Origin of the sequence: Alicyclobacillus suci (genome assembly GCF_017329615.1) — a bacterium.
GTDB lineage: Bacteria > Bacillota > Bacilli > Alicyclobacillales > Alicyclobacillaceae > Alicyclobacillus > Alicyclobacillus suci.
Genome location: NZ_JAFMTW010000011.1, coordinates 1 through 23,324, shown reverse-complemented (window position 1 = coordinate 23,324; position 23,324 = coordinate 1). Strand labels below are relative to the sequence as shown.

The 23,324-nt window shown below is 54.3% G+C and carries 17 protein-coding genes, 2 tRNA genes, 1 pseudogene and 1 riboswitch; of the genes and pseudogenes, 7 read left to right on the top strand and 13 right to left on the bottom strand.

The annotated features are described in order from the left end of the window. Window positions 1–233: 233 nt before the first annotated feature. The 6 genes from J3482_RS07835 to J3482_RS07810 all read left to right on the top strand — a co-directional run bounded on the left by J3482_RS07835 (window position 234) and on the right by J3482_RS07810 (window position 4,868). Window positions 234–725 carry an IDEAL domain-containing protein gene (locus J3482_RS07835; RefSeq protein ID WP_146821980.1) on the top strand — a complete coding sequence of 164 codons (492 nt, stop codon included), beginning with the start codon at window positions 234–236 and terminating at the stop codon, window positions 723–725. Between the two features lie 164 nt (window positions 726–889). Beyond that, a complete protein-coding gene (locus tag J3482_RS07830) occupies window positions 890–1,114 on the top strand; it encodes a hypothetical protein (RefSeq protein ID WP_206922247.1) in 225 nt (74 codons plus the stop codon). A 24-nt stretch (window positions 1,115–1,138) separates the two neighbouring features. Then, complete coding sequence (locus J3482_RS07825) at window positions 1,139–1,498, top strand: YlbF/YmcA family competence regulator (RefSeq protein ID WP_146821978.1); 360 nt, start codon at window positions 1,139–1,141, stop codon at window positions 1,496–1,498. 79 nt (window positions 1,499–1,577) lie between these two features. After that, a complete protein-coding gene (locus tag J3482_RS07820) occupies window positions 1,578–1,943 on the top strand; it encodes a DUF1292 domain-containing protein (RefSeq protein ID WP_328702670.1) in 366 nt (121 codons plus the stop codon). Window positions 1,944–2,106: 163 nt separating this feature from the next. Next, window positions 2,107–4,062 carry an acetate--CoA ligase gene (acs, locus tag J3482_RS07815; protein WP_206916439.1) on the top strand — a complete coding sequence of 652 codons (1,956 nt, stop codon included), beginning with the start codon at window positions 2,107–2,109 and terminating at the stop codon, window positions 4,060–4,062. Window positions 4,063–4,283: 221 nt separating this feature from the next. Next, the gene (locus J3482_RS07810; RefSeq protein ID WP_146821976.1) at window positions 4,284–4,868 is read left to right on the top strand and encodes an acetate uptake transporter; all 585 of its coding nucleotides are present in this window, start codon (window positions 4,284–4,286) and stop codon (window positions 4,866–4,868) included. Window positions 4,869–5,226: 358 nt separating this feature from the next. On the opposite strand, the gene J3482_RS21795 is transcribed toward J3482_RS07810, so the two are convergent. The 11 genes from J3482_RS21795 to J3482_RS07755 form a co-directional block, all read right to left on the bottom strand. Then, window positions 5,227–5,634: an RNA polymerase sigma factor gene (locus J3482_RS21795; protein WP_369123479.1), complete on the bottom strand. Its 408-nt coding sequence runs from the start codon at window positions 5,632–5,634 to the stop codon at window positions 5,227–5,229. A 410-nt stretch (window positions 5,635–6,044) separates the two neighbouring features. After that, a tRNA-Thr gene (locus J3482_RS07800) sits at window positions 6,045–6,119 on the bottom strand. Window positions 6,120–6,123: 4 nt separating this feature from the next. After that, a tRNA-Ser gene (locus J3482_RS07795) sits at window positions 6,124–6,216 on the bottom strand. Window positions 6,217–6,396: 180 nt separating this feature from the next. Beyond that, a complete protein-coding gene (locus J3482_RS07790; protein WP_146821974.1) occupies window positions 6,397–7,536 on the bottom strand; it encodes an HAD family hydrolase in 1,140 nt (379 codons plus the stop codon). Between the two features lie 12 nt (window positions 7,537–7,548). Further along, window positions 7,549–8,628 (bottom strand): 3-phosphoserine/phosphohydroxythreonine transaminase, encoded by a 1,080-nt coding sequence (serC, locus tag J3482_RS07785; protein WP_206916443.1) that lies wholly within the window; start codon window positions 8,626–8,628, stop codon window positions 7,549–7,551. Between the two features lie 12 nt (window positions 8,629–8,640). Beyond that, window positions 8,641–10,227, bottom strand: coding sequence for a phosphoglycerate dehydrogenase (gene serA, locus J3482_RS07780; RefSeq protein ID WP_146821972.1), 1,587 nt, complete (start codon window positions 10,225–10,227; stop codon window positions 8,641–8,643). A 138-nt stretch (window positions 10,228–10,365) separates the two neighbouring features. Continuing rightward, window positions 10,366–10,446, bottom strand: a riboswitch (ZMP/ZTP riboswitch). A 118-nt stretch (window positions 10,447–10,564) separates the two neighbouring features. Beyond that, window positions 10,565–11,818, bottom strand: a complete 1,254-nt coding sequence (locus J3482_RS07775; protein ID WP_146821971.1) for an aspartate kinase — start codon at window positions 11,816–11,818, stop codon at window positions 10,565–10,567. A gap of 275 nt (window positions 11,819–12,093) precedes the next feature. After that, window positions 12,094–13,470, bottom strand: coding sequence for an argininosuccinate lyase (gene argH / locus J3482_RS07770; protein WP_146821970.1), 1,377 nt, complete (start codon window positions 13,468–13,470; stop codon window positions 12,094–12,096). Continuing rightward, a complete protein-coding gene (locus J3482_RS07765; RefSeq protein WP_146821969.1) occupies window positions 13,467–14,735 on the bottom strand; it encodes an argininosuccinate synthase in 1,269 nt (422 codons plus the stop codon). The genes argH and J3482_RS07765 overlap by 4 nt, the downstream gene beginning before the upstream one ends. Continuing rightward, window positions 14,735–15,802 (bottom strand): ornithine carbamoyltransferase, encoded by a 1,068-nt coding sequence (argF, locus tag J3482_RS07760; RefSeq protein ID WP_146821968.1) that lies wholly within the window; start codon window positions 15,800–15,802, stop codon window positions 14,735–14,737. Before argF ends, J3482_RS07765 begins: the two co-directional genes overlap by 1 nt. Before the next feature lie 185 nt (window positions 15,803–15,987). Further along, a complete protein-coding gene (locus tag J3482_RS07755; RefSeq protein ID WP_146822063.1) occupies window positions 15,988–20,481 on the bottom strand; it encodes a glutamate synthase-related protein in 4,494 nt (1,497 codons plus the stop codon). A gap of 188 nt (window positions 20,482–20,669) precedes the next feature. Between J3482_RS07755 and J3482_RS07750 the strand changes: the two genes are divergently transcribed. After that, on the top strand, window positions 20,670–21,161 hold the full coding sequence (locus J3482_RS07750; RefSeq protein WP_146821967.1) for an N-acetyltransferase: 492 nt from the start codon (window positions 20,670–20,672) through the stop codon (window positions 21,159–21,161). 95 nt (window positions 21,162–21,256) lie between these two features. On the opposite strand, the gene J3482_RS07745 is transcribed toward J3482_RS07750, so the two are convergent. Then, entirely contained in the window at window positions 21,257–22,423 is a 1,167-nt protein-coding gene (locus tag J3482_RS07745) for an aspartate aminotransferase family protein (protein WP_236018016.1), read from the bottom strand. A 227-nt stretch (window positions 22,424–22,650) separates the two neighbouring features. Continuing rightward, window positions 22,651–23,139: pseudogene (locus J3482_RS07740) on the bottom strand (amino acid kinase family protein); the annotation flags it as partial. Window positions 23,140–23,324: the final 185 nt, after the last annotated feature.

Sequence of the window (23,324 nt, the reverse complement as noted above, 5' to 3'; positions counted from 1 at the left end):
CCCTCCGCAAGTAGTATCTACCGCGACGCAACTGGCTAGACCGGTAAAGGCTGTTTATCCTGCCAACACAAAATGATTTCACTTTCTTCACTGGCGTCAATTTGCTACAATAATTGCACACGATTTGCACACGCCACTTCGCAAGTGTCTAGGCGCCTGTGTAAGACCAAATGGTGTTAGCACGACGTATGATACAAGAACAAGGAACTCCGACTGCAAAGGGAGTGATCTCGATGATGACCAAGGACGAAATTCTCACACTGAAAACGAAACTTCTTCCCAGTGGAGCGGACTCCGTCATCGACTATCTTGCCGCACGTCATGCGCAGCTTGAAGCGACGAACATCGTCTTAGAAAATGTACCGTTGTTGATTATTGGACGTCATGGCATGATTGCTCGGATTCCGATTCATGGACGTATTAAAAAAGTGAGCCAGCCGGATGAGGTTTTGCAACTCCTGCAAACGTTTTTCACCCAGCCGGCGACTGCTTCGGAAAAATTGTACTTGTTTGTAAATCTACCAGATCTGCCAATCCCGCCAGAAGTGCAACAAGTATTGTCCGAAGTCGAAGAGCGGGCAAAATTGCGCGAACAAGTGAAACAGCGGATTGACAAGGCGTTGGATGAGCGTGATAAGTTCGCGTTTGAAGCGGCCGTCAAGGAATTGGCCAGCCTGCAACAAGAAGATGACCGCCAGACATGGAGAGCGCGTCGTTTTTTGTAACCGCACCGAAAACTAAATCATCGACGTACACAACTTGGTGTTGTGCCTCACGCGCAGCACCAAGTTTTTTTGACAGAACCGTGCGTGCGCTCACACGCGTCAATACACTGATGACATGTGCCATTGTGTCGTATAATAAAGGAAATGGCCCTGGAGGGATTGCCGTGCAAAAGACTCGAGCCCTGCGGTACGTGTTGTTTAGTCTGCTGTTTGCCCTCGTTCTCGTGGGTATTGTAGTTCACAATTACATTGCACTTGCCAGCTTGATGGTCTGTGGAATTATTTTGGCCATCGTGAGCGACTTTATAGAAACTGCGCCGACTCGACCATACAAGCAATACAATCACATGCACGACCGGCACGGAGATAGAACGCATCTCAATACATGATAAAACCCACGGTAGGTGAACGCGTTGGACAGAATTGACCTAATCGTCCAGGCGGATGAACTCGCCGAACTGATTTTGCATTTGCCTGAAGTTCGCAGCTATCGCGCCGCCGAAGCTCGCATGGAGGCAAATGGCGAAGCGATGAACCTGCGGCGCCGGTTGTTCGAACTGCGAGAACAAATTGCAGAATTCCAGGCTCGACGGGTTCCGCCGCTACATTATAGCTATTTACTTGAAGAAGCGGATGAATTACTGGGTAAACTAAATGCCATGCCAGAAGTTCAGGCGTTCGAGGAAGCACAGGAAAAGCTGAATGACCTTTTGGATGCTATCTCCAGCCGACTGTCGGCTGCAGTGGAAAAGCGCACCGAGGACCGCGCCTGATTTGCCGGCAAGCCTGGTTTTATGGGGTACATCACAGGTTCGTTGACAGTGCATTCGAACGATGATATGCTGGGCAAACGTGGTATTGAGCCAAATTTTGATAACGGATGGGAATGAAGCACTGATGGCGGACGAGCATCAACACTCGCATGACCATGAACATGAACATGAACACGACGAAGACGAAGTCATCATTCTCGAAGACGAGAATGGTCAAGAGCATCAATTTGTCCTCGGTGAAGTTTTGACGGTAGACGGTAAAGATTACGCAGTTTTGCTGCCAGTCGACAACGAAACCGAAGAAGGCGTTATTTTCCGCATCGATGGAGAAGAAGGCGACCAGATGGTTCTCTCCGAAATCGACAATGACGACGAATGGCAAAAAGTCGTCGATGCGTACAACGACGATTTGTTCGATGATGAAGCGGAAGACGAAGAACAATAACATATAGTCTCCGACCATACGTGGGCTGACCAAGCGTAGTGCGAATCCATTTGCACCCTGGGTCAGCCCATTTCGGTTTCTACATGCCTGTTGAGAATCTTTATTTTTGAAATATAATGGGTATAGTGACGATTTTAAACGCCGGTCGAAAGGGGTATACCTAATGAGTGTGGATTCCCAAAAACTATCTACTTTAATGCACGAAAATCGTACCTTCCCCCCTTCAGACGAATTCCGGGCACAAGCAAACTTCAACGATGCGCGCATTTACGAACAGGCTGCACAAGATCCCGAAGCATACTGGTCGGAACAAGCGTTACATTTAAGTTGGTTCAAACCTTTTGAAACCGTTCTCAAATGGACGCCCCCACACGCCGAATGGTTTCTAGGTGGGAAACTGAATGCCGCGTACAACTGCGTGGACCGACATGCGTTTGGCCCTCGCAAAAACAAGGCAGCACTCATTTGGGAAGGCGAACCAGGCGACACCCGCGTACTCACTTACGATATGCTTCGTCGCGAAGTGGACAAAGCCGCGCACGCACTCAAGCGCCTAGGTGTTCAAAAGGGCGATAGAGTGACCATCTATCTGCCAATGATTCCAGAGCTACCTATCGCAATGCTGGCGGCAGCCAAAATCGGTGCCATTCACTCCGTGGTCTTTGCCGGATTCTCCAGCCAATCGCTACAACAGCGCCTGGAGGACGCAAAGTCAAAAGTGCTCATCACAGCCGATGGGGGGTGGAGGCGCGGCGGCATCATCCCGCTCAAAGCCAACGCCGACGAAGCCCTTGTAAAAACGCCTGTCGAGAAAGTCGTCGTCGTCCAAAGGATTGGTGAGGCGGCAGGCATCACGATGCAGGAGAATCGCGATGTGTATTGGCATACGCTTTTGAATGAATCACCGACAACGCCATTTGAACCGGAGCCAATGGACTCGGAAGACGTTCTTTACCTCCTGTACACCTCCGGAACAACAGGAAAACCGAAAGGAATTGTTCACTCGACTGGCGGTTACCTAACGGGTGCGAATACGTCGATGCGCTCCGTGTTTGACATCAAAGACAGTGACGTCTGGTTCTGTACAGCGGATATCGGCTGGGTCACAGGCCACACCTATCTCGTCTACGGTCCACTGTCCGCTGGCACCACCGTGGTGATGTACGAAGGGGGACCCGATTACCCCACGCGGGATAGGTATTGGCAAATTATTGAGAAATACGGTGTCACAGTCCTTTATACCGCACCGACGTTAATTCGCACGTTTATGAAGTGGGGCGAATCGTATCCGGCATCACACGATTTGAGTACACTCCGCCTGCTTGGTACCGTCGGCGAACCTATTAACCCAGAGGCCTGGATGTGGTTTCACCAACATGTCGGGCGCGGTACCTGCCCCATCGTCGATACCTGGTGGCAAACGGAGACTGGTTGCGCCATGATTGCACCACTACCTGGCATCGTCCCGACCAAACCAGGTAGTGCAACGCGTGCGGTACCCGGCATCGACATCGACGTGGTGGATGAAAACGGCGAATCTGTGGGCTTTGAGAATGGTGGCTACCTCGTCATCAAGAAGCCGTGGCCATCCATGCTACGGACCGTATGGCAAGATGATGCGCGTTATCGCGATACGTATTTCGGGAAATTCGAAGGGATCTACCTCCCCGGCGACGGCGCCCACGTAGATGCAGATGGTTACGTGTGGATTTTGGGACGCATCGACGACGTCATTAACGTCTCGGGGCACCGAATTGGCACAGCAGAAGTGGAAAGTGCCCTAGTCGCACACCCGGCAGTCGCCGAAGCCGCCGTAATCGGCCGGTCACACGACGTCAAGGGGCAAGCTATCACCGCGTTCGTGACGGTGCGAGACGGTATTACGCCAGACGAGCAACTCGTGGCAGACCTGAAACAGACCGTCGTTGAGCAAATCGGCGCGATGGCGCGTCCCGAGGAAATCATTTTCGCAGCTGAACTGCCAAAGACGCGCAGCGCGAAGATCATGCGTCGCTTACTCCGGGACATCGCGGAGGGCCGTGTCCTCGGGGATACAACCACCTTAGCTGATCCCAGCGTCGTCGATGCCCTGAAGGCTCAATATAAAGACGCGGAATAAGAACATACCTGACCTGTGTAACCACGTGTGGGATCGGTGACGCACCCGGTCGTCGGTCCCCACGCTCATCTTCCCTTTCCACTCCTGAAATCAATCAGGAGGTGATGACTTCACCGCACACATTCACAACCAATTGATCAGTAATACAAATATGTGCACATCTATACAACATTTTACCTTGACACATCGCTCGAATTTCAGTGAGAAATGAGGGATTTAGTATGAGTCAGCAGGTGAAAATTGGCGACCCAGGACCGCTTGGTTTAGCCGGATTTGGCATCACGACGTGCATTTTAAGTTTAATCAACGCGCACGTGACCAGTGCCAACGCGCTTGGTGTGGTACTCGGACTGGCGCTCGTCTACGGCGGGACTTGCCAACTTATCGCAGGGATGTGGGAATTTCGCAAAGGCAACACATTTGGCGCCACCGCATTTTCATCGTACGGCGGATTTTGGCTCGCATTCTACTTTATCGAAAAAGCTGCCCCACAGGCTGGGCTCGGCGTATTTCTACTCTTTTTCGGAATCCTTACGTTCTTTCTCTGGTTGGGCACCTTCTATTTGAATCGTGCACTGTTCTTTGTCTTCTTGACGCTGTGGATTGCATTTGGCTTATTAGCGCTTAACGGCTTTGGCGTCATCGGTTCTCAAGCAGGCGGCTGGGTCGGCCTACTTTGTGGCGCGATTGCACTCTATACATCCTTCGCAACCGTGGTCAACGAGACTGCAGGGCACACCGTATTGCCACTCGGTGAATCGATTCGGAAGGCTTCCAACGGCACAAATGTAAGCGTTTCCTCTTAAGCTGATAACCAGCTGGAAGAGGACGCTTCGGCGAAGCGCACATCGAGTCGGGGGCTCCCAAGCCCCCAACCCCTCACCCCACCGTCAGCGCGTTGCAGGAAACAGCGACACCGCGCTCTTATATATCAGAGAATTACGTCTTCTATTACAATCCATACTGAGGATCGTCTCTAAAGATCACACAGTCTTTTTTGTTGTCGACCAACTCGATATGGATTGGTAGCTACCATTTACTTTGAATAGATTTCTCTAAAGATGGTTGAGAACACCCCTCAACGATGGTCAGAGCATTAACATGCCCTTTACCATGATCCGCCGAGGAGAGCAGTGGTATATTTATGTTCCAGGCTATGCCGCCTCAAGAAACTGAACTTTGGACCTCGTTGAAGCGATGTCTGATAGTCCCATATCGTGATAGTAATATAATATAATTATACCGTTGCCGCAGCATTGTCTTGCTCTGATTCACAACGATTCTCGAGAGCCATGAGAATTCACTATCTGTGGACTTCAATTGATTTATACGGAGACCTGCCTTAATAAGCGATTCCTGCACGCAGTCCTCCGCCGCTGGCCAGTCCCGCAGCACGTTATATGCAATCGATAAGAGTTGGCGTTCGTAATTTGTTACCCAAAACACAACTCTCTCCGAGAGCGTATCCGATTTCGCTCGACCTCGTAATGATAACAATCGGGTATTCAAATATAAACGCTTCTTAGCCCTACTATGGAAATTTATCAAAGCAGAACACGTTGACGAAACCATCCACGAGAATGAAACGATGGAATTCGCAAACAGCGACCAATCGTGATGAAAGGATGGGCTCAAACTCGCAAATATGAATCGTATAAACATAGTACCGAGCTTCAACGACCACATCACGATGTGCAAAATTTTTACCAGCACACTGAGAACCTTGCGTTTATATACTGTACGCAATTAAAGGAAGATCTGGCCAACGACACGCGCATCATCGTAAATACGGGCCGCATATGGCGGTTCATAAAGCATCTAGGGGATCAAGCCTAGCAAGCGCGCCGCAGAAGTTGTGGTCTGCTTCGTAGCGTAAAATGGTAGTGCACATAACTTACACACAAATCACACACAAAAAGAAAATGAGGTGGCATCCCACTCAGGACAACCACCTCAAAAACCGCGTCGCCACGGCCTGTCTATGGAGCCACCTGTCGGATTTGAACCGACGACCTGCTCATTACGAGTGAGCCGCTCTACCCCTGAGCCAAGGTGGCATGATGGCGGAGAGAGAGGGATTCGAACCCTCGAGACGGGTTTAACCGCCTACACGATTTCCAATCGTGCTCCTTCGACCAACTCGGACATCTCTCCACAATAAGTGCCGTGCAACAGTTGATATCTTAGCATGGGCTTGTCCGACACGCAACCCCTTAGCCACTGCATTTTCCTCACTATACGACAGCAAAAAGGGACTTCATCAGCGTTTACGATGAAGCCCCTCGAGACTCTCCCGATAGAATTGGCACCTTCTAATTAGGCATCCAATGACTCTTAAGCTTCAGACGCCACCCCATTATTACTCAATAGCAAATCCCTAACCTGCAACGCATTATCCAAAATGAAGTCCGCCTGCAGCCGTTCGAACTTGGGACGAGCCGAAGCCCCTTCCAGACCAGTCAACACTGCGGCAAACGACGCACCCAGACGCTGTGCAGCCAAAGCATCTGCAATCGAATCGCCCACAATGAGCACCTGTTCACGCTTGCCAGGTAGTGGCAAGGGCGTCTGAAGCAACGCGGTCGTATCGTCATTCGCCGTCAGGCTGCGCAAATAGGAATACGGATGCGGCTTCGACAGCGGCCTTGCCGAAGGCACTCGCTGCTCCGCCACAAGAACATCTGATGCAGTCGAGACTTTCGCCGCATCAAAAAACTGCCACCAGCCAAAAAACTCAAGCGGAACTTTCGTCTCCGTAAACGGTCGCCCCGTTGCAATACCAAGGCGGATACCGCTCGCTGACAAATCTTTCAGCAAGGCTTGGAACAAAGCCGGATCGACCAACGGAATTTCACTGGTCAGAAAACCTAGCTTCCCTGTTGAGGCGTGCGTATACGCGTCCCCTAGGTACCATTCCTGAAACGTTTCTTGCCCGATGTCCCACAACTTGCGGTCGTCAAGTTCGAGGCCTAGGAGCGTGTGGAACACCGTGCGTGCGCGCGCGAACAGTTCGTCTCGCGTCGTCGCGCCTCCGTACAGTGCATCATAGTGCGAGTACGACACGCGAGGCACGCCGAGGTGCTGGCGAACCACCACACCGAGTTGTGAGATAGCCTCGACACTCCAGCCAGCGCGCAAAACGTCGGCAACAGCCGTGCGCAAGGTCGAATTCGTCGTACACGGCGACAAGACGTGCGCCAACTCACTGACAAAAACCAAATAAACCATGTCCCAGTTGGCGTTCACGCCGACATTCTTCAATTTCTCAAGCACCGCATCCTGTTGAAATACCGCCTGGCGAACCTGGGTGATGTCCGCGTCAGACAAATCGGATTGATACGTGCCCGCAACCGACTCAAACCCGAGAAAACAGGGACTCGTCAACAGTTCGTTGACGGTCAGTGCCGAGGCGTCAAAGTACCGCTCCTCACTGAGCATCACCCCGTCAATATCAAACAAAACGTCGGTAAACATGTATATCCCCCATCATCGATGTGCCCGAGCGAAGTCTTCCATAAACGTCGCGAAACGGGCGGCAGATTCTACGGATACGGCATTGTATAAGGAAACGCGACATCCACCGACCGAACGATGACCCTTAACGCCGACGAATTCTCGCGCCTTCGCCTGCTCCAGGAATTCTGCGGTGAGCGCCTCGTCGCGTAGGCGAAATGTCACGTTCATATCCGATCTCGCCCCCACCTTCGCATGCCCCTGAAACAAATCCGGGTACTCGTCAATCACGCGATACAACAGGTTGGCTTTTTCCCGGTTGCGCTCGGCCATGCCCGCAACCCCGCCGTTTTCCTCAATCCAGTCCAACACCAACCCCATCATATAAATCGCAAACGTTGGCGGCGTGTTGTACAACGAGCGCTGCTTCGCGTGCACTGGATAACTTAACATCGTCGGAACCTCGCGGTTGGCGCTGTCGAGGAAGGCATCCCGCGCAATGACCACCGTCACCCCGGAAGGCCCCAGATTCTTCTGGGCGCCCGCATACGCGACGGCAATGTGGTTGAAGTCCACCGGGCGCGACAAAATATCACTCGACATATCGACGACAAGCGGGGGATCCACCGCAGGCAACGTCTGCCACTGCGTTCCATAAATGGTGTTATTGGAAGTCAGGTGAACATAGCGAACTGGTGCCGCTGGCATCTGAATCTGCGCAGGAATGTCCGTATAGCCCGTTTGCTTGGCCTGGTCGTCCACAGCCACATGACCAAAACGTTGCGCCTCTTTGACCGCTTTTTCCGACCACGAACCGGTCAGCACATACAAGGCCGTCTCGTCGGTGTTGAGGAAATTCATAGGCACCATGGAAAACTGCAGACTCGCGCCGCCCTGCAAAAACAGTACGCGAAAGTCGTCCGGAACTTGGAGCAGCTTCCGCAATTTCGCCTCCGCAGCGTCGTGAATCGCCTCGTACTCGCGACTGCGGTGACTCATTTCCATCACGCTCATACCCGTGCCCTGATAATCGAGCAGTTCCTCGCGCACGCGCTCCAACACAGGAAGCGGTAATGCCGATGGCCCCGCGTTAAAATTATCAATCCGTCTCACAAGACATCCTCCTCACAACTCGATGGCGCGGACCATCAAGATGCCATCCACGCTAGCAATTTGTCCGATAACGTCCGGAGACACTGAACGGTCTACCGCCAGAAGCATAATCGCTTCGCCACCGCTCTCCCGGCGCCCCACCTGCATGCCTGCGATGTTCACCTGCGCGTCGCCGAGGAATGTACCAATGCGGCCAATCATGCCGGGTTGGTCCTTGTGGCGCGTGAACAGCAAGACGCCTTCACTCGGCATGTCGATGGGATACCCATCGAGTTCGACAATCCGCGGTCCCGATTCGCTGTACAAGGTGCCTGTAAGTTGATGTGATCCGCCATCGGTCACAAACGAAATCGAGATCTCGTTCGTGTAGACGCGCCCGCGCGTCTCCCGCACTTCCTGCACCCGAATACCCGATTCTTCCGCGAACTGCAGGGCATTCACGTAATTTATCTCACCGCGATACTGAAATCCGAGCAACCCTTTGAGCACCGTCCGCGTGAGATAGCCCCCGTCCGGCGCCGAAGCGTCGCCAGCATACGTCACGCGAATATTCGAGGGTGCGCCTTGTGCCAACTGTGCCGCAAACAATCCAAGCTTCTCCGCGAGCGCCAAGTACGGCGTCAGGCGGGCTTTTTGATCAGCGCTTAGGCTGGGGAGGTTGACGGCGTGATCAAACGGCTCGTCCTTCAGTACGCGCACAATTTGCTCCGCCACCTGAATCGCGACATTCTCCTGCGCCTCGACCGTCGAAGCACCGAGATGCGGCGTTAATATCACATTGTCAAACGACCGCAGCGGATGGTCTGCCCGAAGCGGCTCCGATTCGAAGACGTCGATAGCAGCCCCCGCAACCTGCTCTGTCCGGAGCGCATCGCACAAGGCCAATTCGTCGATGATCCCCCCGCGGGCACAGTTGACAATGCGCACGCCGCGCTTGAGGGTCTGAAGACGGATTGCATCTATCATGTGGTGCGTTTCCTTCGTGAGAGGCGTGTGCACCGTGATGAAATCGGCCTCGGCAATCGCGTCGTCGAGCGATGCTTTGACAATGCCCAGACTCAATGCGCGCTCTTCGGTCAAAAACGGATCATACCCGATGACATTCATCCCGAATACCTTCGCGCGCTTGGCGACCTCTGTCCCGATGCGGCCCATGCCGAGAATCGCCAACGTCTTACCGCGCAATTCGACGCCGACAAAGCGTTTGCGGTTCCAATTCCCGGCTAACAAATCGCGATTGGCCGCCGGGATGTGACGCGCGAGACTAATCATCATTGCGAACGTGTGCTCCGCAGCGGCAATCGTGTTGCCATCTGGGGCGTTAATTACCAGTACGCCATGCCGCGTCGCCGACTCAAGGTCGATATTGTCGACCCCAACCCCTGCACGGCCAATCACGCGCAGGTTCCGTGCCGCTTGAATCACCTTGTCCGTCACGGTCGTCTGTGAGCGCACGACCAACGCGTGTGCATCCGCAATGGCTTCGAGCAATTCCGACTCGGACAAGCCCGTACGCACATCGACGGTCGCGCCCGGCATCGACTCGAGCACCTCAATACCTGTCTTTGCGATATCATCTGTTACAAGAATCTTCAGCATTTGTCCCGTTTCGCTCCCCTCGTCACCTGAACCGGAAGACCTCTCTACTCTATCGGTCGTCCCGCACGTTCGCATCGCCTAGATTGTCTTTTCGGATTTTGTAATACAGGAAAGGCCACCAAAGGCAGCTCCGAAAACTTCGAGTGCCCAGGCGGCCGGCATGTCTATCGTTGCACTCCCCTGTGGTGACCCACGTTTCCGCCAGTCATGCAACGTAAAATTTCTACACTGTTCAGACTAATAGAGAATCTACACATCGGTCAAGATGCACGCGCCTCAAGACCCGGGATTTCGCAGAAAACTCATCAATTTTTAAGATTTCCCGGCTGTGTGACCATCACTTCACAGCCGATTCCGCTTCCGACAATGACGCCTCTGCATCGGCCTCGACAAACGTCACGTGCAGCGCCTTCACGGCGCGCTCGACATCGTCCGCCGGCACGACGCACGACACTTTGATTTCCGAGGTGCTCACCATGTGAACCGCGATATTGGCGTCGCGCAATGTCACGAACATCCGCGCCGCGACACCAGGGTTGCTAATCATGCCCGCGCCAACAATCGACACCTTCGCCAAATCGGACTGCCGCTCCACCCGCGCGAAGTGCAGCGAGTCTTGAAGCGATTCCACAATGCCAACGGCTTTTGTCAAATCCGGCTCATGAACCGTGAACGATACGTCGACCGCTGCAGCGTCTACCACACTCTGGACGATGACATCCACATTGACGCCATGCGACGCCAACTCGGAAAAGATGGTCGCCAACCCATGCTGCTGCAGCGGCACGCCAATCACTGCAATGCGCGCCACCTGACGCTCAAACGCGATACCAGTGACCACCTGGCGGCCTTCTAATGTTTGTTCTGTAATCGCCACGACACACGTTCCCTCCTCATCGGAAAAACTCGATCTCACCACCAGCGGCACAGCAAAATGTTTCGCATTTTCCACCGCGCGCGGATGCAAAACCTGTGCGCCCAAATTGGCGAGTTCCAGCATCTCGTCGTAAGACACCTCCGTGAGCTTGCGAGCAGCCTGAACGACGCGCGGATCTGTCGTATAAACGCCATCAACATCCGTATAAATCTCGCACATATCCGCATGTAACGCAGCAGCCAACGCCACCGCACTCGTATCTGATCCGCCCCGCCCCAGCGTCGTGATATTCCCGCTTGCAATCCCCTGGAACCCTGTCACAATCGGCGTGATACCACTGTCAATCAACTGTCGCAGACGCGCCGTCTCAATCGACGTGACGCGCGCATTGCCATGCACATCCTCCGTTGCAATGCCCGCCTGCCACCCAGTGAGCGACTGCGCGGGTGTGCCCAGGTGAACAAGGCGCATGGCGAGCAAACTAGCCGACACCTGTTCTCCCGTCGCCAAGAGGCTGTCCATCTCGCGCGCGTCCGGCACATCGGCGATTTCCTTAGCCAAATCCACCAACGCGTCGGTGCTATGCCCCATCGCAGACACAACCACCACACACTGGTGCCCACGTGCTATCGTGTTCTGGATACGCTGTGCGACGAGGCGAATCCGCTCGGTCGATCCGACCGACGTCCCCCCATACTTCTGCACTACAAGCACATTGCTCCACTCCTACATCGATGCAAACCAAACGGGTCGCGCACCTGCGCGCCTCTGCATCCGCTGTTCTATCATCGCTATAAAATTCATTTCGCTTATCATACCGCAGTTCACAGGAATTGGTGAAGGGAAAATTGTCGAAAAACTCAATGCAATCGATTACATCGATAGATTTTAGATCAAATTGCTTCCCAGCGGAGGATACATCAGCGGTTTTCAAAGGCGTAACGCGCGGTAGGATGCGGCGGCAGAGCCGGCCCCGCGCCGCATCCCCATCACTCCAACCCACACTGCTCCTTCGCAAGCGCCAGTTGCAGTTGTACGGCTGTCGGCGCTGTGCCACCACGAGATTGGCGAGCCGCCACCACAGTCTCCGGTTGCAGCAGTTCGTAGACGTCGGACTCGATGACACTCGCCGCGGCCTGCATCGTGCCCAAATCGAGTCCGTTCAGGTTGGTGCCCTGCAAAATGGCCAATTGCACCAATTGTCCCACAATCGCATGCGCCTGGCGAAACGGGATGCCCTTGCGGACGAGGTAGTCAGCGAGGTCGGTCGCATTTGAGAAGTCGCGGGCGAAGGCGTCGGCCAAACGTCCGGCGCGAATGCGCATGGTCGAAATGCTGCCTGCCATCAATTTGAGTGCGGGAATCACCGTGTCTATGGCGTCGAACACACCCTCCTTGTCCTCCTGAAGATCCTTGTTGTACGCAAGCGGCAATCCTTTAAGCACCGTCAACATCCCCATGAGGTGGCCAAATACCCGTCCGGACTTGCCGCGCACGAGCTCTGGCACATCCGGATTCTTCTTCTGCGGCATCATGCTTGACCCTGTCGCGAATTCATCCGCCAACTCAATCCAGCCGAACTCCTCCGTCGACCACAAGATGAGTTCCTCCGACAATCGCGACAAATGCGTCATAATTGTCGAAATGGCAAAAAGGAAATCGAGTAAGTAATCCCTATCCGACACCGCGTCCAGCGAATTCTCATAGAGTGACGAGAATTCCAATTCATTCGCGACCTGTTTCCGGTCAATCGGGAACGTCGTCCCCGCTAACGCCCCTGCACCGAGCGGCATGCGGTCCACCTCGTCTGCGACAAAAGACAACCGTGATTTATCCCGCTCCAGCATCCAGACATACGCGAGCAAATGATGCGACAAGAGAATCGGCTGCGCGCGTTGCAGATGCGTGAAACCGGGGATGATAACCCCCATGTGATTTTCGGCCTGACGCACAAGCGCAGTTTGTAATTCTTTCACAGCGTCGGCCACCGTCGTCACAGCGTCACGAACAAACATGTGCATATCGAGTGCAACTTGGTCGTTGCGGCTGCGCCCCGTGTGCAATTTTCCTGCAACAGCACCAATGCGTTCGGTTAACAGCCGCTCAATGTTCATATGGATGTCCTCGTCATCAAGCGAAAACGTAACCTCTCCAGCCGCGATGTCCTCGGCCAAGTTTTCCAATCCCTCGATGATCTGACGCCCCTCGGCAGGGCTGATAATACCGCATTGCGCCAGCATTCGCGCATGTGCGATGGAACCTTTAATGTCGTACGGCCATAGGCGCTCGTCAAAGGAAATAGAAGCGGTGTACTTCAACACCAGTTCATCGGTATCTTCGGCGAATCGCCCGCCCCAAAGCTTCATACCACAGTCCCCTCTGCTACATCGGATGCTACGACGGAGACGCCCAAGCCCTCAAGTTTCGGCGTACCCGCTTGCTGGTTGTGCAGCGTCGCATGAACCGTCGTCGGCAAGCCCCACAGCGAGATGAACCCAACCGCCGCCATGTGGTCAAAACGGTCACCCGTCGTGTATGTCGCTAAGTCGTGGCGGTACAACGAGTTCGCAGACTGTCTGCCCGTCACTTGCGCAGTGCCCTTGAACAACTTCACGCGCACCTCACCCGTGACGTGCGTTTGCGTCGCGTCGATAAACGCATCAAACGCAGACTTCAGCGGCGAGAACCACAGGCCGTTATAAATCAGTTTGCTATATTCCAGTTCCAGCCCCATCTTGTACTGCAGCACTTCCCGCGTCAGCGTCAGGTGCTCTAACTCCTGATGTGCCATAATCAAGACGCGTGCCGCCGGGGACTCGTACACCTCGCGCGATTTGATGCCGACGAGGCGGTTTTCGACGTGATCAATCCGGCCCACCCCATGCTTCCCGCAGATCTCATTCAACTGGGCAATGAGTTGAGCGAGTTCTAGCGGCTGGCCGTCCAGCGACACGGGCACCCCTTGCTCAAACCCGATGACAACCGTCTCAGCTGTATCCGGTGCGGCCTCTGGCGCAACCGTCCATTCAAACGCCTCCTCCGGCGCTGCTTGCCACGGGTCTTCCAGTACCCCACATTCAATCGCCCGCCCCCACAAGTTGGCGTCGATGCTGAACGGGTTGTCGAGATTTACTGGAATGGGCACACCGTGCTCATGGGCATAGCGAATTTCCTCGTCGCGCGTGAATCCCCACTCGCGTACCGGCGCGACCACTTTGACCCCAGGTGCCAATGCGTTGATGGAGACTTCAAAACGAACTTGGTCGTTCCCTTTACCCGTGCATCCGTGCGCCACGGCGACCGCCCCTTCCGCCGCGGCCACCTCAACGAGCAATTGCGCAATCAACGGGCGGGAGAGCGCGGATGCCAGCGGATACTTGCCCTCATACAGGGCGTTCGCCTTGAGTGCAGGTGCGATAAACTCCTTTGCAAAACGGGATTTGGCATCAATCTGATATGATTTTATCGCGCCGACCTTCACGGCCTTGTTTTGGACCGTATCCAAGTCCTTGCCCTCGCCGACGTCGACGCACATGGCGATAACATCATATCCATAGTGATCTTTTATCCACGGGATGGACACCGAGGTATCCAAGCCCCCTGAGTATGCCAATACGAGTTTTTCCTTCATCACAAATCCTCCCCAAATGCCCCGGCGTCCGCCATCAATGCGGCCATAATCGCCTTTTGTGCATGCAAACGATTTTCAGCTTGATCAAAAATGACAGAGTGTTCCCCATCAATAACCTCTTCAGACACTTCTTCGCCGCGATGTGCTGGCAGACAGTGCATGAAGATATGATCGGATTTCGCCAATTTGCACAATTCCTCGTTCACTTGGTACCCCGCAAATTGAGGTAACCGCACCTGGGCCTCCGCCTCGTCACCCATACTCACCCAAGTATCGGTATAAATCACGTCCGCACCGTCGACGGCTCGCATGGGGTCTGTGGTAACCAGTACCTGCGTATGATTGTGTACCGCGTGGAATTTGGCCTCTTCCACAACATGCGCCAGCGGTTTATAACCAGGTGGTGTGGCCACCCGAATATTCATACCGAGTTTCGGAGCCGCTTGTAACCACGAATTGGCGAGGTTATTTCCGTCTCCGACGTACGCCACGGTCACACCGCGTAACCCACCCATATGCTCGAGAATCGTCAAGGCATCCGCCAGTAGCTGACACGGGTGAAACTCATCAGTCAATCCGTTGATGACCGGCACCGTCGCGTACTCGGCAAAGGTCTCGACATCCGCCTGCCGGAACGTTCGAATCATCACGCCATCGACATAGCGAGACATCACCTGCGCCGTGTCGGAAATCGGCTCTCCACGCCCGGTTTGCAGTTGGTTGCCTGGTAAAAACAGCGCGTGTCCCCCCAATTGCAACATCCCGACCTCGAACGAAACACGCGTACGCGTGGACGATTTATCAAAAATCAGGCCAATTGTCTTACCGGCTAGCAGCCGGTGCGTAAAATGCGTCTTCTGTGCCTCCTTCAGCACCTGTGACAGGCGAAGGATTTTCTCCAATTCGCGTTCTGTCAAATCGCTAAAGTGTAAGAGGTCCCGACCGGCAAGCGTCTGGTGTGCCTCCCAGAGTGCATTTTGAAGGCGGACGGATAAATAATTTGATCCCAACGGCACAATCGCCGAAGACCCCCGCCCAATTTCACTGGCTGCTTCCGATATCGCCACGCCGTAAAACTCCCTTCTATACGCCCAGCTAACCTGGTTCGCTCTATTTCATATGAATTATTATACACGAGTATGTATAGTTATCAAATGCTTGTATGATTCCTTATGCATAAAATTTTAAAACCTCCACAAAAAGGCGCCGAACCCCCATCCATGGAGGTTCGGCGCCTTCATCACCTTGATAGTTATTCTGTCGCAATATCCTGATCTGTGATCTCATGAGCAGGCTCAATCATCATAAAGTGCATGCCAGGATGGTCAATCAAAGGCTGTAGTCGTTTCGCGGCCTCAGGTTGACCGTGCTTTCGCAATTCCCGCTGATACGTGCCCAACAGCTCAATCAAATCCTTCTCGCCCGTCGCGTCCACAAACCGGATGGCGACCTTCGCCCCCTTGGCAATCCGCCGGCGAAATGCCGCTTCATCCAATCCAAGCTCTGGCTGATACCGAAGGTAAACTCGGCCACCCGTCATCCCGGAGCAAATCCACGGACCCGGGTCCCCCATGACGACAGCCCGACCGCCCGTCATGTACTCAAACGCGAAACCTTTCATGTTCGCGCGAGTCGCGATGCTCGCAAAATCATCGCGCACCGGTTCCGTGACTTCACCACCGATAATGACATCTGCCCCAGAAAGGCGAATCCCCGCACGCGCGTCCGCATCGCCCTGCACGATGAACAACCCATGACCCGCACCATACGCCAGCCCCTTGCCGACGGATCCGCCGCGCCATTGACCATCCGCACATCTGCGCTTGAAGACGAGAATCTTGCCACCAAACGACGCCTTGCCGACACCGTCCTGAGCACCACCGTACGCGATGCTCGTCATTCCAACCGTGTGGTAAGCGGCAAAGCCAGCCCCCGCGACACCGTCATGCACAATATGGCGAGGTTCTCCCGTGCGCCCGCTGCGAATGGCGTCGCCGCTCTCGCGAATTCCCAGTGCGCGCGGCACAGCCTGAATTTGCGTCGACACCCCCGCCGTCGCGCCGTGTACAGCGACACCATCCGTGCCCGTCGCTGCAGCATACGCGTGGATTTCCTGGAGAACATCCCCGTACGCTTCCTCAAACGACCGCTGCCGAACCCTTGTTCCACGACCGAGATGAACCTCGTTGACCGACCGCAACCACGTCGTATCGACGCGCGTCTCTTCCTGTAATTGCACGAGCAAATCACTGCGCCCAACCAAATCTTGCGTCCGATTGGCGCCAAGCTTCGCCGTCAACTGCGCGACATGTTTACCGACCGCATCGAAGAACGTGACGAGTTGTTGCGTGGCCATTTCGAATTCACGCGGCGCGAACGCTTTGAGCCCTTTGGCCGCAGCCTCTTCCATATCCTGCATCTGCGTGGCAATCCCGACGTGACACGTATCTTTGTGACAAGCGCGACAAGACGTACAGCCGATTGCGACCATCGCCATCGTGCCAAAACCAGCGCGGTTCGCACCCAACAAGATGGCTTTCATTACATCGAAGCCGGATTTCATGCCGCCGTCCGCCCAAATCTCGATGACATCGCGCAGTCCCGCTTCACACAGTGCCTCGTGCGCCGCTTTCACGCCGATTTCCATCGGCAAGCCCACGTGCCGGATGGCGTGCGCTCTCGCCGCACCCGTACCGCCGTCAAACCCTGACAAGGTAATGACATCAGCGCCGGCCTTCGCGACACCGACAGCAATCGTACCGATATTTGGCACAACAGGTACCTTGACCGACACTTTGGCAAACGGGTTGATTTCCTTCAGTTCGTATATCACCTGGGCCAAGTCCTCAATCGAATAAATGTCGTGATTATTCGAAGGAGAGATAAGATCAACACCCGGAGTCGCGTTCCGCGCGTTTGCGACTTGAACGGTCACTTTCGATCCCGGCAAGTGCCCCCCCTCACCAGGCTTCGCCCCTTGCCCAATCTTGATTTCAAGCACATAGGCGCCGTTACACAAGTCGGCGTTAACACCGAAGCGCCCAGAAGCGATCTGACGTCCGCGGTTGCGCGGATACTTGGTCAGCAAATCCTTAATCTCTCCGCCTTCGCCGTTGACGCAGACGATATTCAACCGGTACGCCGCTTCCGCATACGCACGATAAGCGACCTCGTTCTGTGAACCAAACGACATTGAGCTGATGAGTAGCGGATACTGATGCCCATCTATTGTCGTGTCGATTGGACCGTCCACCGCCTCCTGCGCCTCGTCGAGACCGAGCACGTGGCGCAGACTCAACGGGTTATCCACCTCGAACGCGTTGAGCTTTGTGACGTACTCGTCATACGAAACGTCACCCTGTGCGACAGAACCTGCCGACTTCCAGATGCGCGGATAGAGTTGGAACAACTTATTTGGCCGAATCGACTTCCTGTCATTCGCCGCATACCACTCCTCGCGCAGTGCCGACTGCGCCTCGAGTCGGTCGAACGTCAGCCCCGCCTCATCAGATCCGCAGAACGACGGAATACCAAGGTATTGGCTCACCTCATCCGACAAGCCGATGGCACTAAACAGGCGTTCATATCCACGAAGTTCGTGGATACCCAGGGTGGATATCACCTTTTCAATGCCCTTCGTCAGCGCCTTGTACAGGTTTTCCACACCGTGCATGTCACCTCTCGCAGCAGCAGTCTCCCACATCAGATACGGGACGACTGCATCGGCACCGAGCCCGAGCGCAACCATGATGTCGTGGAGATTGCGAAGCCCGCCACTGCGCAAAATCAAACTCGTCCGCCGACGCAAGTGCTCGCCTTTGCTCTTGTTTGCAGGGCGCAACAGCGCTTTGTGAATGGCGGCGGTGACCAAGAACGGATCTATATGGTGCCCACGCTTAAACTGCAACCGGTCATCTAGCACAATCGCGTTGGCGCCGGCCTGCACCGCCTCCAGCGCTTCTACTTGGAAGCGCTGCAACGCTGCTTCAATGGTCTCGCCTTCCTCGCGATGAATCAGAATCTCAACCGTTCCATGCGGGCTCGTATGCAACATCGCGAGGGCGTCCTCATAGCAAATGGTGCCATTGCGATGCGCAAGATTCTGCATCTCTTGAAACTCCAGTCCATACGACTTCGGAAGTTCCTCCAAGAGCACTGGCGCATGTACCTCAATGCGCGGCGCATCTTGATACAATCCATCAAACGACGGCCTGCGTCCGAGAACGGCCCGCGTGCTAAAGTGTTCAATCTCCCGCTCGCGGTCAATCGCGGGGTTGGTCACGACTGCGACGGTCTCGTGCATGAAATCAGACAATAAGGTCGCTTCTTGCGACAGCGCTGCGAGCGGACTGTCAAAGCCAAGCGATTTAATCGGTTCCGCCCCCGTCTGAATCTCCTGCTCAATCAACTTGATGTCGTCGTCGCGAAATCCAAAGGCGAGCGTCCGAATGTCAAGTGGCTTTTCATCGCGCTCTGGGTGCAAAACCTCGGTTTTTTGTCCATATGGCGCCGCAAAATGCAAACTGCGATGCTCCCCACGGAACTGGAACCGACGCTTTGCCGCGTTTAAAACCTCTTGCTGCAATTCGTGATACAGGTAGAGCTGTGTACCAAATTCATCCCATTTGACGCCAATCTTTTCACCTGGTGAAAGCGGCTTGGGCTCGCGTACCCACGTTGACTGCGGAACAATACCTTGCTCCGAACTGAAACAGTATGCGCTCTCCGTCTCAATTAACCACATTGGCCGCAGTCCCAACGCATCGACGCTATAGACGGCGGAGTTTCCGTGCCGCATCATCACGCCTGCCGGCCCCTGGGCGAACGGCCCCCAAATGGAGCGATAATACATGTATAAGTCAGATAATTCATCTGACATTTGTTTGATTTCGTGGACAATCGGTGGGAATAGGAGTTCCGCTGTTTCAAACAGCGACCACTTTCGCTCTGAGACGAACGACAAAAGCGCCCTGTCCACCATCTGTGAATCGCTGAAATCGGGCCGCACTGGTACGCCAATCATCGACGACTCAGTGTAGAACCGCAAAATCGTATTGATTTCACCGTTGTGCCCCAGCGACGAAAACGGCTGTACGCGCGGAAACGACGTGGTCGTGTTCGTCGAATAACGCGTATGTGCGAGTACAAATGTCGAACGAAACAGCGGATGTTGCAAATCCGCATAGAAACGATAGAGCGTCTCATCGTTTCCAATCACTTTATACACCGCGCTGTGATGGGATAGCGACGCCACATGAACACCCGAAATATCATCAATCGCCGTAAACAGGCTCGCAAGCAGTTCGTCGTCTGCGTCATCCAACAGGCCAGCCACTTGGTAAAATACCGGACACACTGCTTGTGCCATTTTACCCAGCGCCTCACGGTTCGCGCCGTCTGTCTTGCGCATCAGCACACGTGCGCCGCAGTTTTTAAACTCAGTATCCACGTGCAACTGCAATGGCTCACTTTGTTCCGAATCGAGAAAGATGTGTGCAACAAAAAATCCTGGCGCATCGACAAATGTCGAGTCAAGCCCCGCAGAGTCAAAACGAGCCTTCCACAAAGCGCGAGGGATATCCAACAATAAGCCACACCCGTCTCCTTCTCCAGCGACATAGCCAGCCCTGTGGCGCATCGCCTTGAGTGCGTCCAATCCGTTCTGGACCGTGTCTTTTGAAGGCTGCCCCGATTTCTGTATTTGTGAGAAAATTCCGCATGCATCATGTTCACGATGTATGTCCATCGACAACGCATTCAAGTCCACATCCGCCACTCCTTTTTGCAAAATAGTTTGACACTATCTCTATACTTGCGTCAATTGAAATTTTCTCGACGAATCCACGCGCTCGGACTGAAATAATATACGATATATTGAATAACAATGCTATCGCATGTTATAAATATATGCAAGGTTGAAAGGGGGCTCCTCACGTGGAAGTCCGAAAAGCGGCATCAACGGATGTCGAGAGTATGCAACAACTTATACAACAGTTTGCGGACGTTGGACTCATGCTTCCACGGACCATCAAATCATTATGTGAACATTTGCAATGCTTCACAGTTGCCGTAGAGGATGGGCAGGTCATCGGTGTAGCCGGTCTCCACGTGCTCTGGAAAGACCTCGCCGAGATTCGCTCGCTGGCGGTCGCGCCACACGTGCACGGAAAAGGCGTAGGCCGGAAAGTCGTCGAACACCTGATTCGCGAAGCCGAGCACCTAGGGATACCACAAGTATTGTCACTAACGTACCAAACGGGGTTCTTCGAGAAGCTGAATTTCCACGTCATCCGCAAAGAGAATCTGCCGCATAAAGTCTGGAAGGACTGCATTTACTGTAAGAAGTTTTACCACTGCGATGAGGTAGCCATGGTATATTATACACAACATTACGAGGCTTTCCAAGCCTTCAAAGAAGCCCGATGATTAGGTCTTTTCACAAATTCCATGGCAAGCTTCCATATCCGAAGCAGCAGGCACGAGCCCGCGCTTCGGATTTTTATTTGCAACTTTATACAACGTTAGGCAAGCTTTTGCACTATGCGCTCAAACCTTTCGACATGCGCTTCCTGCAAAATGAGCGGAGGGACAATCCGAATCCTCGTCGCACTGCACTTGGTCACTAACAGACCTTGCTCCATGGCTTGCTTGGCGAAGGTATTGGCATCTGCCACGTCAAATCCCCACATCATGCCCCGCCCGGATACATTCGTAAAGTACCGCCGCAACACTTGTTCTAACGCTATACTAACTTGGCACACGCCATCGAGAAATCCCTTCGCAGTCACCGTGTCGACTACGTAGTTACTTGCGGCCATCGCTAGCGGATTGCCACCAAATGTAGATCCGTGGCTCCCTGGAGAAAAAGCGGCCGCAACGGACGCGCGCGCAATGACAGCACCCACCGGAACCCCGTTGCCTAGCCCCTTCGCCAACGTAATGATGTCTGGCTGAACACCGACTTGTTCATACGCAAAAAAACTTCCGGTCCGGCCCACGCCTGTTTGAACTTCATCGACAATCAATAGCGCCCCCACCTCATGTAGTCGGTTGGCAAGCGCCTGCAGGTAGTCTGTGGCAAGTGGATAAACCCCCGCCTCTCCCTGCACGACTTCGACAATACACGCAGCAACGTCTTCATCAATCGCCGTCAGCACATCCGCAAGCGTCTCCGGCGTCACACAATCTGGCACCAGCGGGGTGAATCCCTCATGATATGCAGCCTTCGGCGTTAATGACAACGCCCCCATCGTCCGCCCATGAAACGCATTCGGCAGCGACAGTACCTTCGTGCGCGCCTTGCCCACGACGCTTGCATGGTACTTGCGCACCAATTTCAATGCCGCTTCATTGGCCTCTGTACCACTATTCACAAACATCACTTTCGCATCTTCGGCCAGCCTCGCTAAATCAGCCAATTTTTGCGCCAACGCCACCTGACCAGGGATGAGGAACAAGTTGGACGTATGTAATAACGTCCCCGCCTGTTTCGCAATCACTTCCGCGAGCCCCTTATCCGCGTGCCCCAAGTTGCACACTGCGATACCCGCTGTAAAATCGAGATATTGTTTCCCTGCATCATCGTATAAAAAGACGCCCTCGCCCCGGACCATCTGCAACGCCCGCGGACCATAATTGTTAAACAGTGCATTACTTTGCGCCAGGTCACTCTGTGTCATTGCGCTCATCGGGATCAATGCACCTCCATGTTTATGACTCGATTTTCATCCTCTATCGGGAGCCTTTGAGTCAATAGAGCATTTTGCGTGTCTTAAGTTCACTGAAACGACCGAATATCTGAAAATAAAGCAGACAAATTGCCTTATATACTCTCGATCACTGCGCTCCCCGGCACCCAGGCACTGCACACGCCCCGCACCACCTGGCCCAAGCCACCCCCACCGTTGCGGATCCATCATCCATGCGCAGGCGCCGAGGTCTGCGCGTTAGTGGGCAGCGCGACCAAGCGGGTCCCATACTGAGTGCGGTTGGAGCTAACTGGCGTTGGCGCATGGCCGATAGCGAACAAAAGGCTATCCTCGTCGCTGCCATCGACAACCCACACCTCGGGAATGTCGCAATCGGCGGCAAACAGCATCGCTTGTACCTTCGGAATCATGCCAGCCGAAAAGTCGCCTGCCGCGAGGTGCCGCCGTAAGTCGGACGCTGTGACGTCATAAAGTTGTTTTCCGCGCTCAAAATCCGCAAAGACACCAGCGACATTCGTGCATAATAGCAACTTGTCGGCGGCGACAGCACGTGCGATATGGGCGGCGGTCGTATCCGCATTCAAATTGAAAAACTCGCCGTCGTCATCCGCGCCATACGGAGGTAATAGCGGCACTTTTCCTTCCTTTAAAACCGCGACAATCGCATCCGCCGCCACATGGCGAACTTCCCCAACGCGCCCCCGCCCACAATCCCCTGTCTCTTATACACATCTCCGAGCCCACGAGACACTGAGCGATGGCGTATGCCGTGTTGTGGTTGAAAAAAAAAAGGGGGGGGGGGGGGGGGGGGGGGGGGGGGGGGGGGGGGGGGGGGGGGGGGGGGGGGGGGGGGGGGGGGGGGGGGGGGGGGGGGGGGGGG

Bases quoted from the DNA above. Each gene is read 5' to 3' on its own strand.
- J3482_RS07835 (WP_146821980.1), top strand. From the start codon at position 234: ATGATGACCAAGGACGAAATTCTCACACTGAAAACGAAACTTCTTCCC.
- acs (WP_206916439.1), top strand. From the start codon at position 2,107: ATGAGTGTGGATTCCCAAAAACTATCTACTTTAATGCACGAAAATCGT.
- J3482_RS07810 (WP_146821976.1), top strand. From the start codon at position 4,284: ATGAGTCAGCAGGTGAAAATTGGCGACCCAGGACCGCTTGGTTTAGCC.
- J3482_RS21795 (WP_369123479.1), bottom strand. From the start codon at position 5,634: ATGGTTTCGTCAACGTGTTCTGCTTTGATAAATTTCCATAGTAGGGCT.
- J3482_RS07790 (WP_146821974.1), bottom strand. From the start codon at position 7,536: ATGTTTACCGACGTTTTGTTTGATATTGACGGGGTGATGCTCAGTGAG.
- serA (WP_146821972.1), bottom strand. From the start codon at position 10,227: ATGCTGAAGATTCTTGTAACAGATGATATCGCAAAGACAGGTATTGAG.
- argH (WP_146821970.1), bottom strand. From the start codon at position 13,470: ATGAAGCTTTGGGGCGGGCGATTCGCCGAAGATACCGATGAACTGGTG.
- J3482_RS07765 (WP_146821969.1), bottom strand. From the start codon at position 14,735: ATGAAGGAAAAACTCGTATTGGCATACTCAGGGGGCTTGGATACCTCG.
- J3482_RS07755 (WP_146822063.1), bottom strand. From the start codon at position 20,481: ATGGACATACATCGTGAACATGATGCATGCGGAATTTTCTCACAAATA.
- J3482_RS07745 (WP_236018016.1), bottom strand. From the start codon at position 22,423: ATGAGCGCAATGACACAGAGTGACCTGGCGCAAAGTAATGCACTGTTT.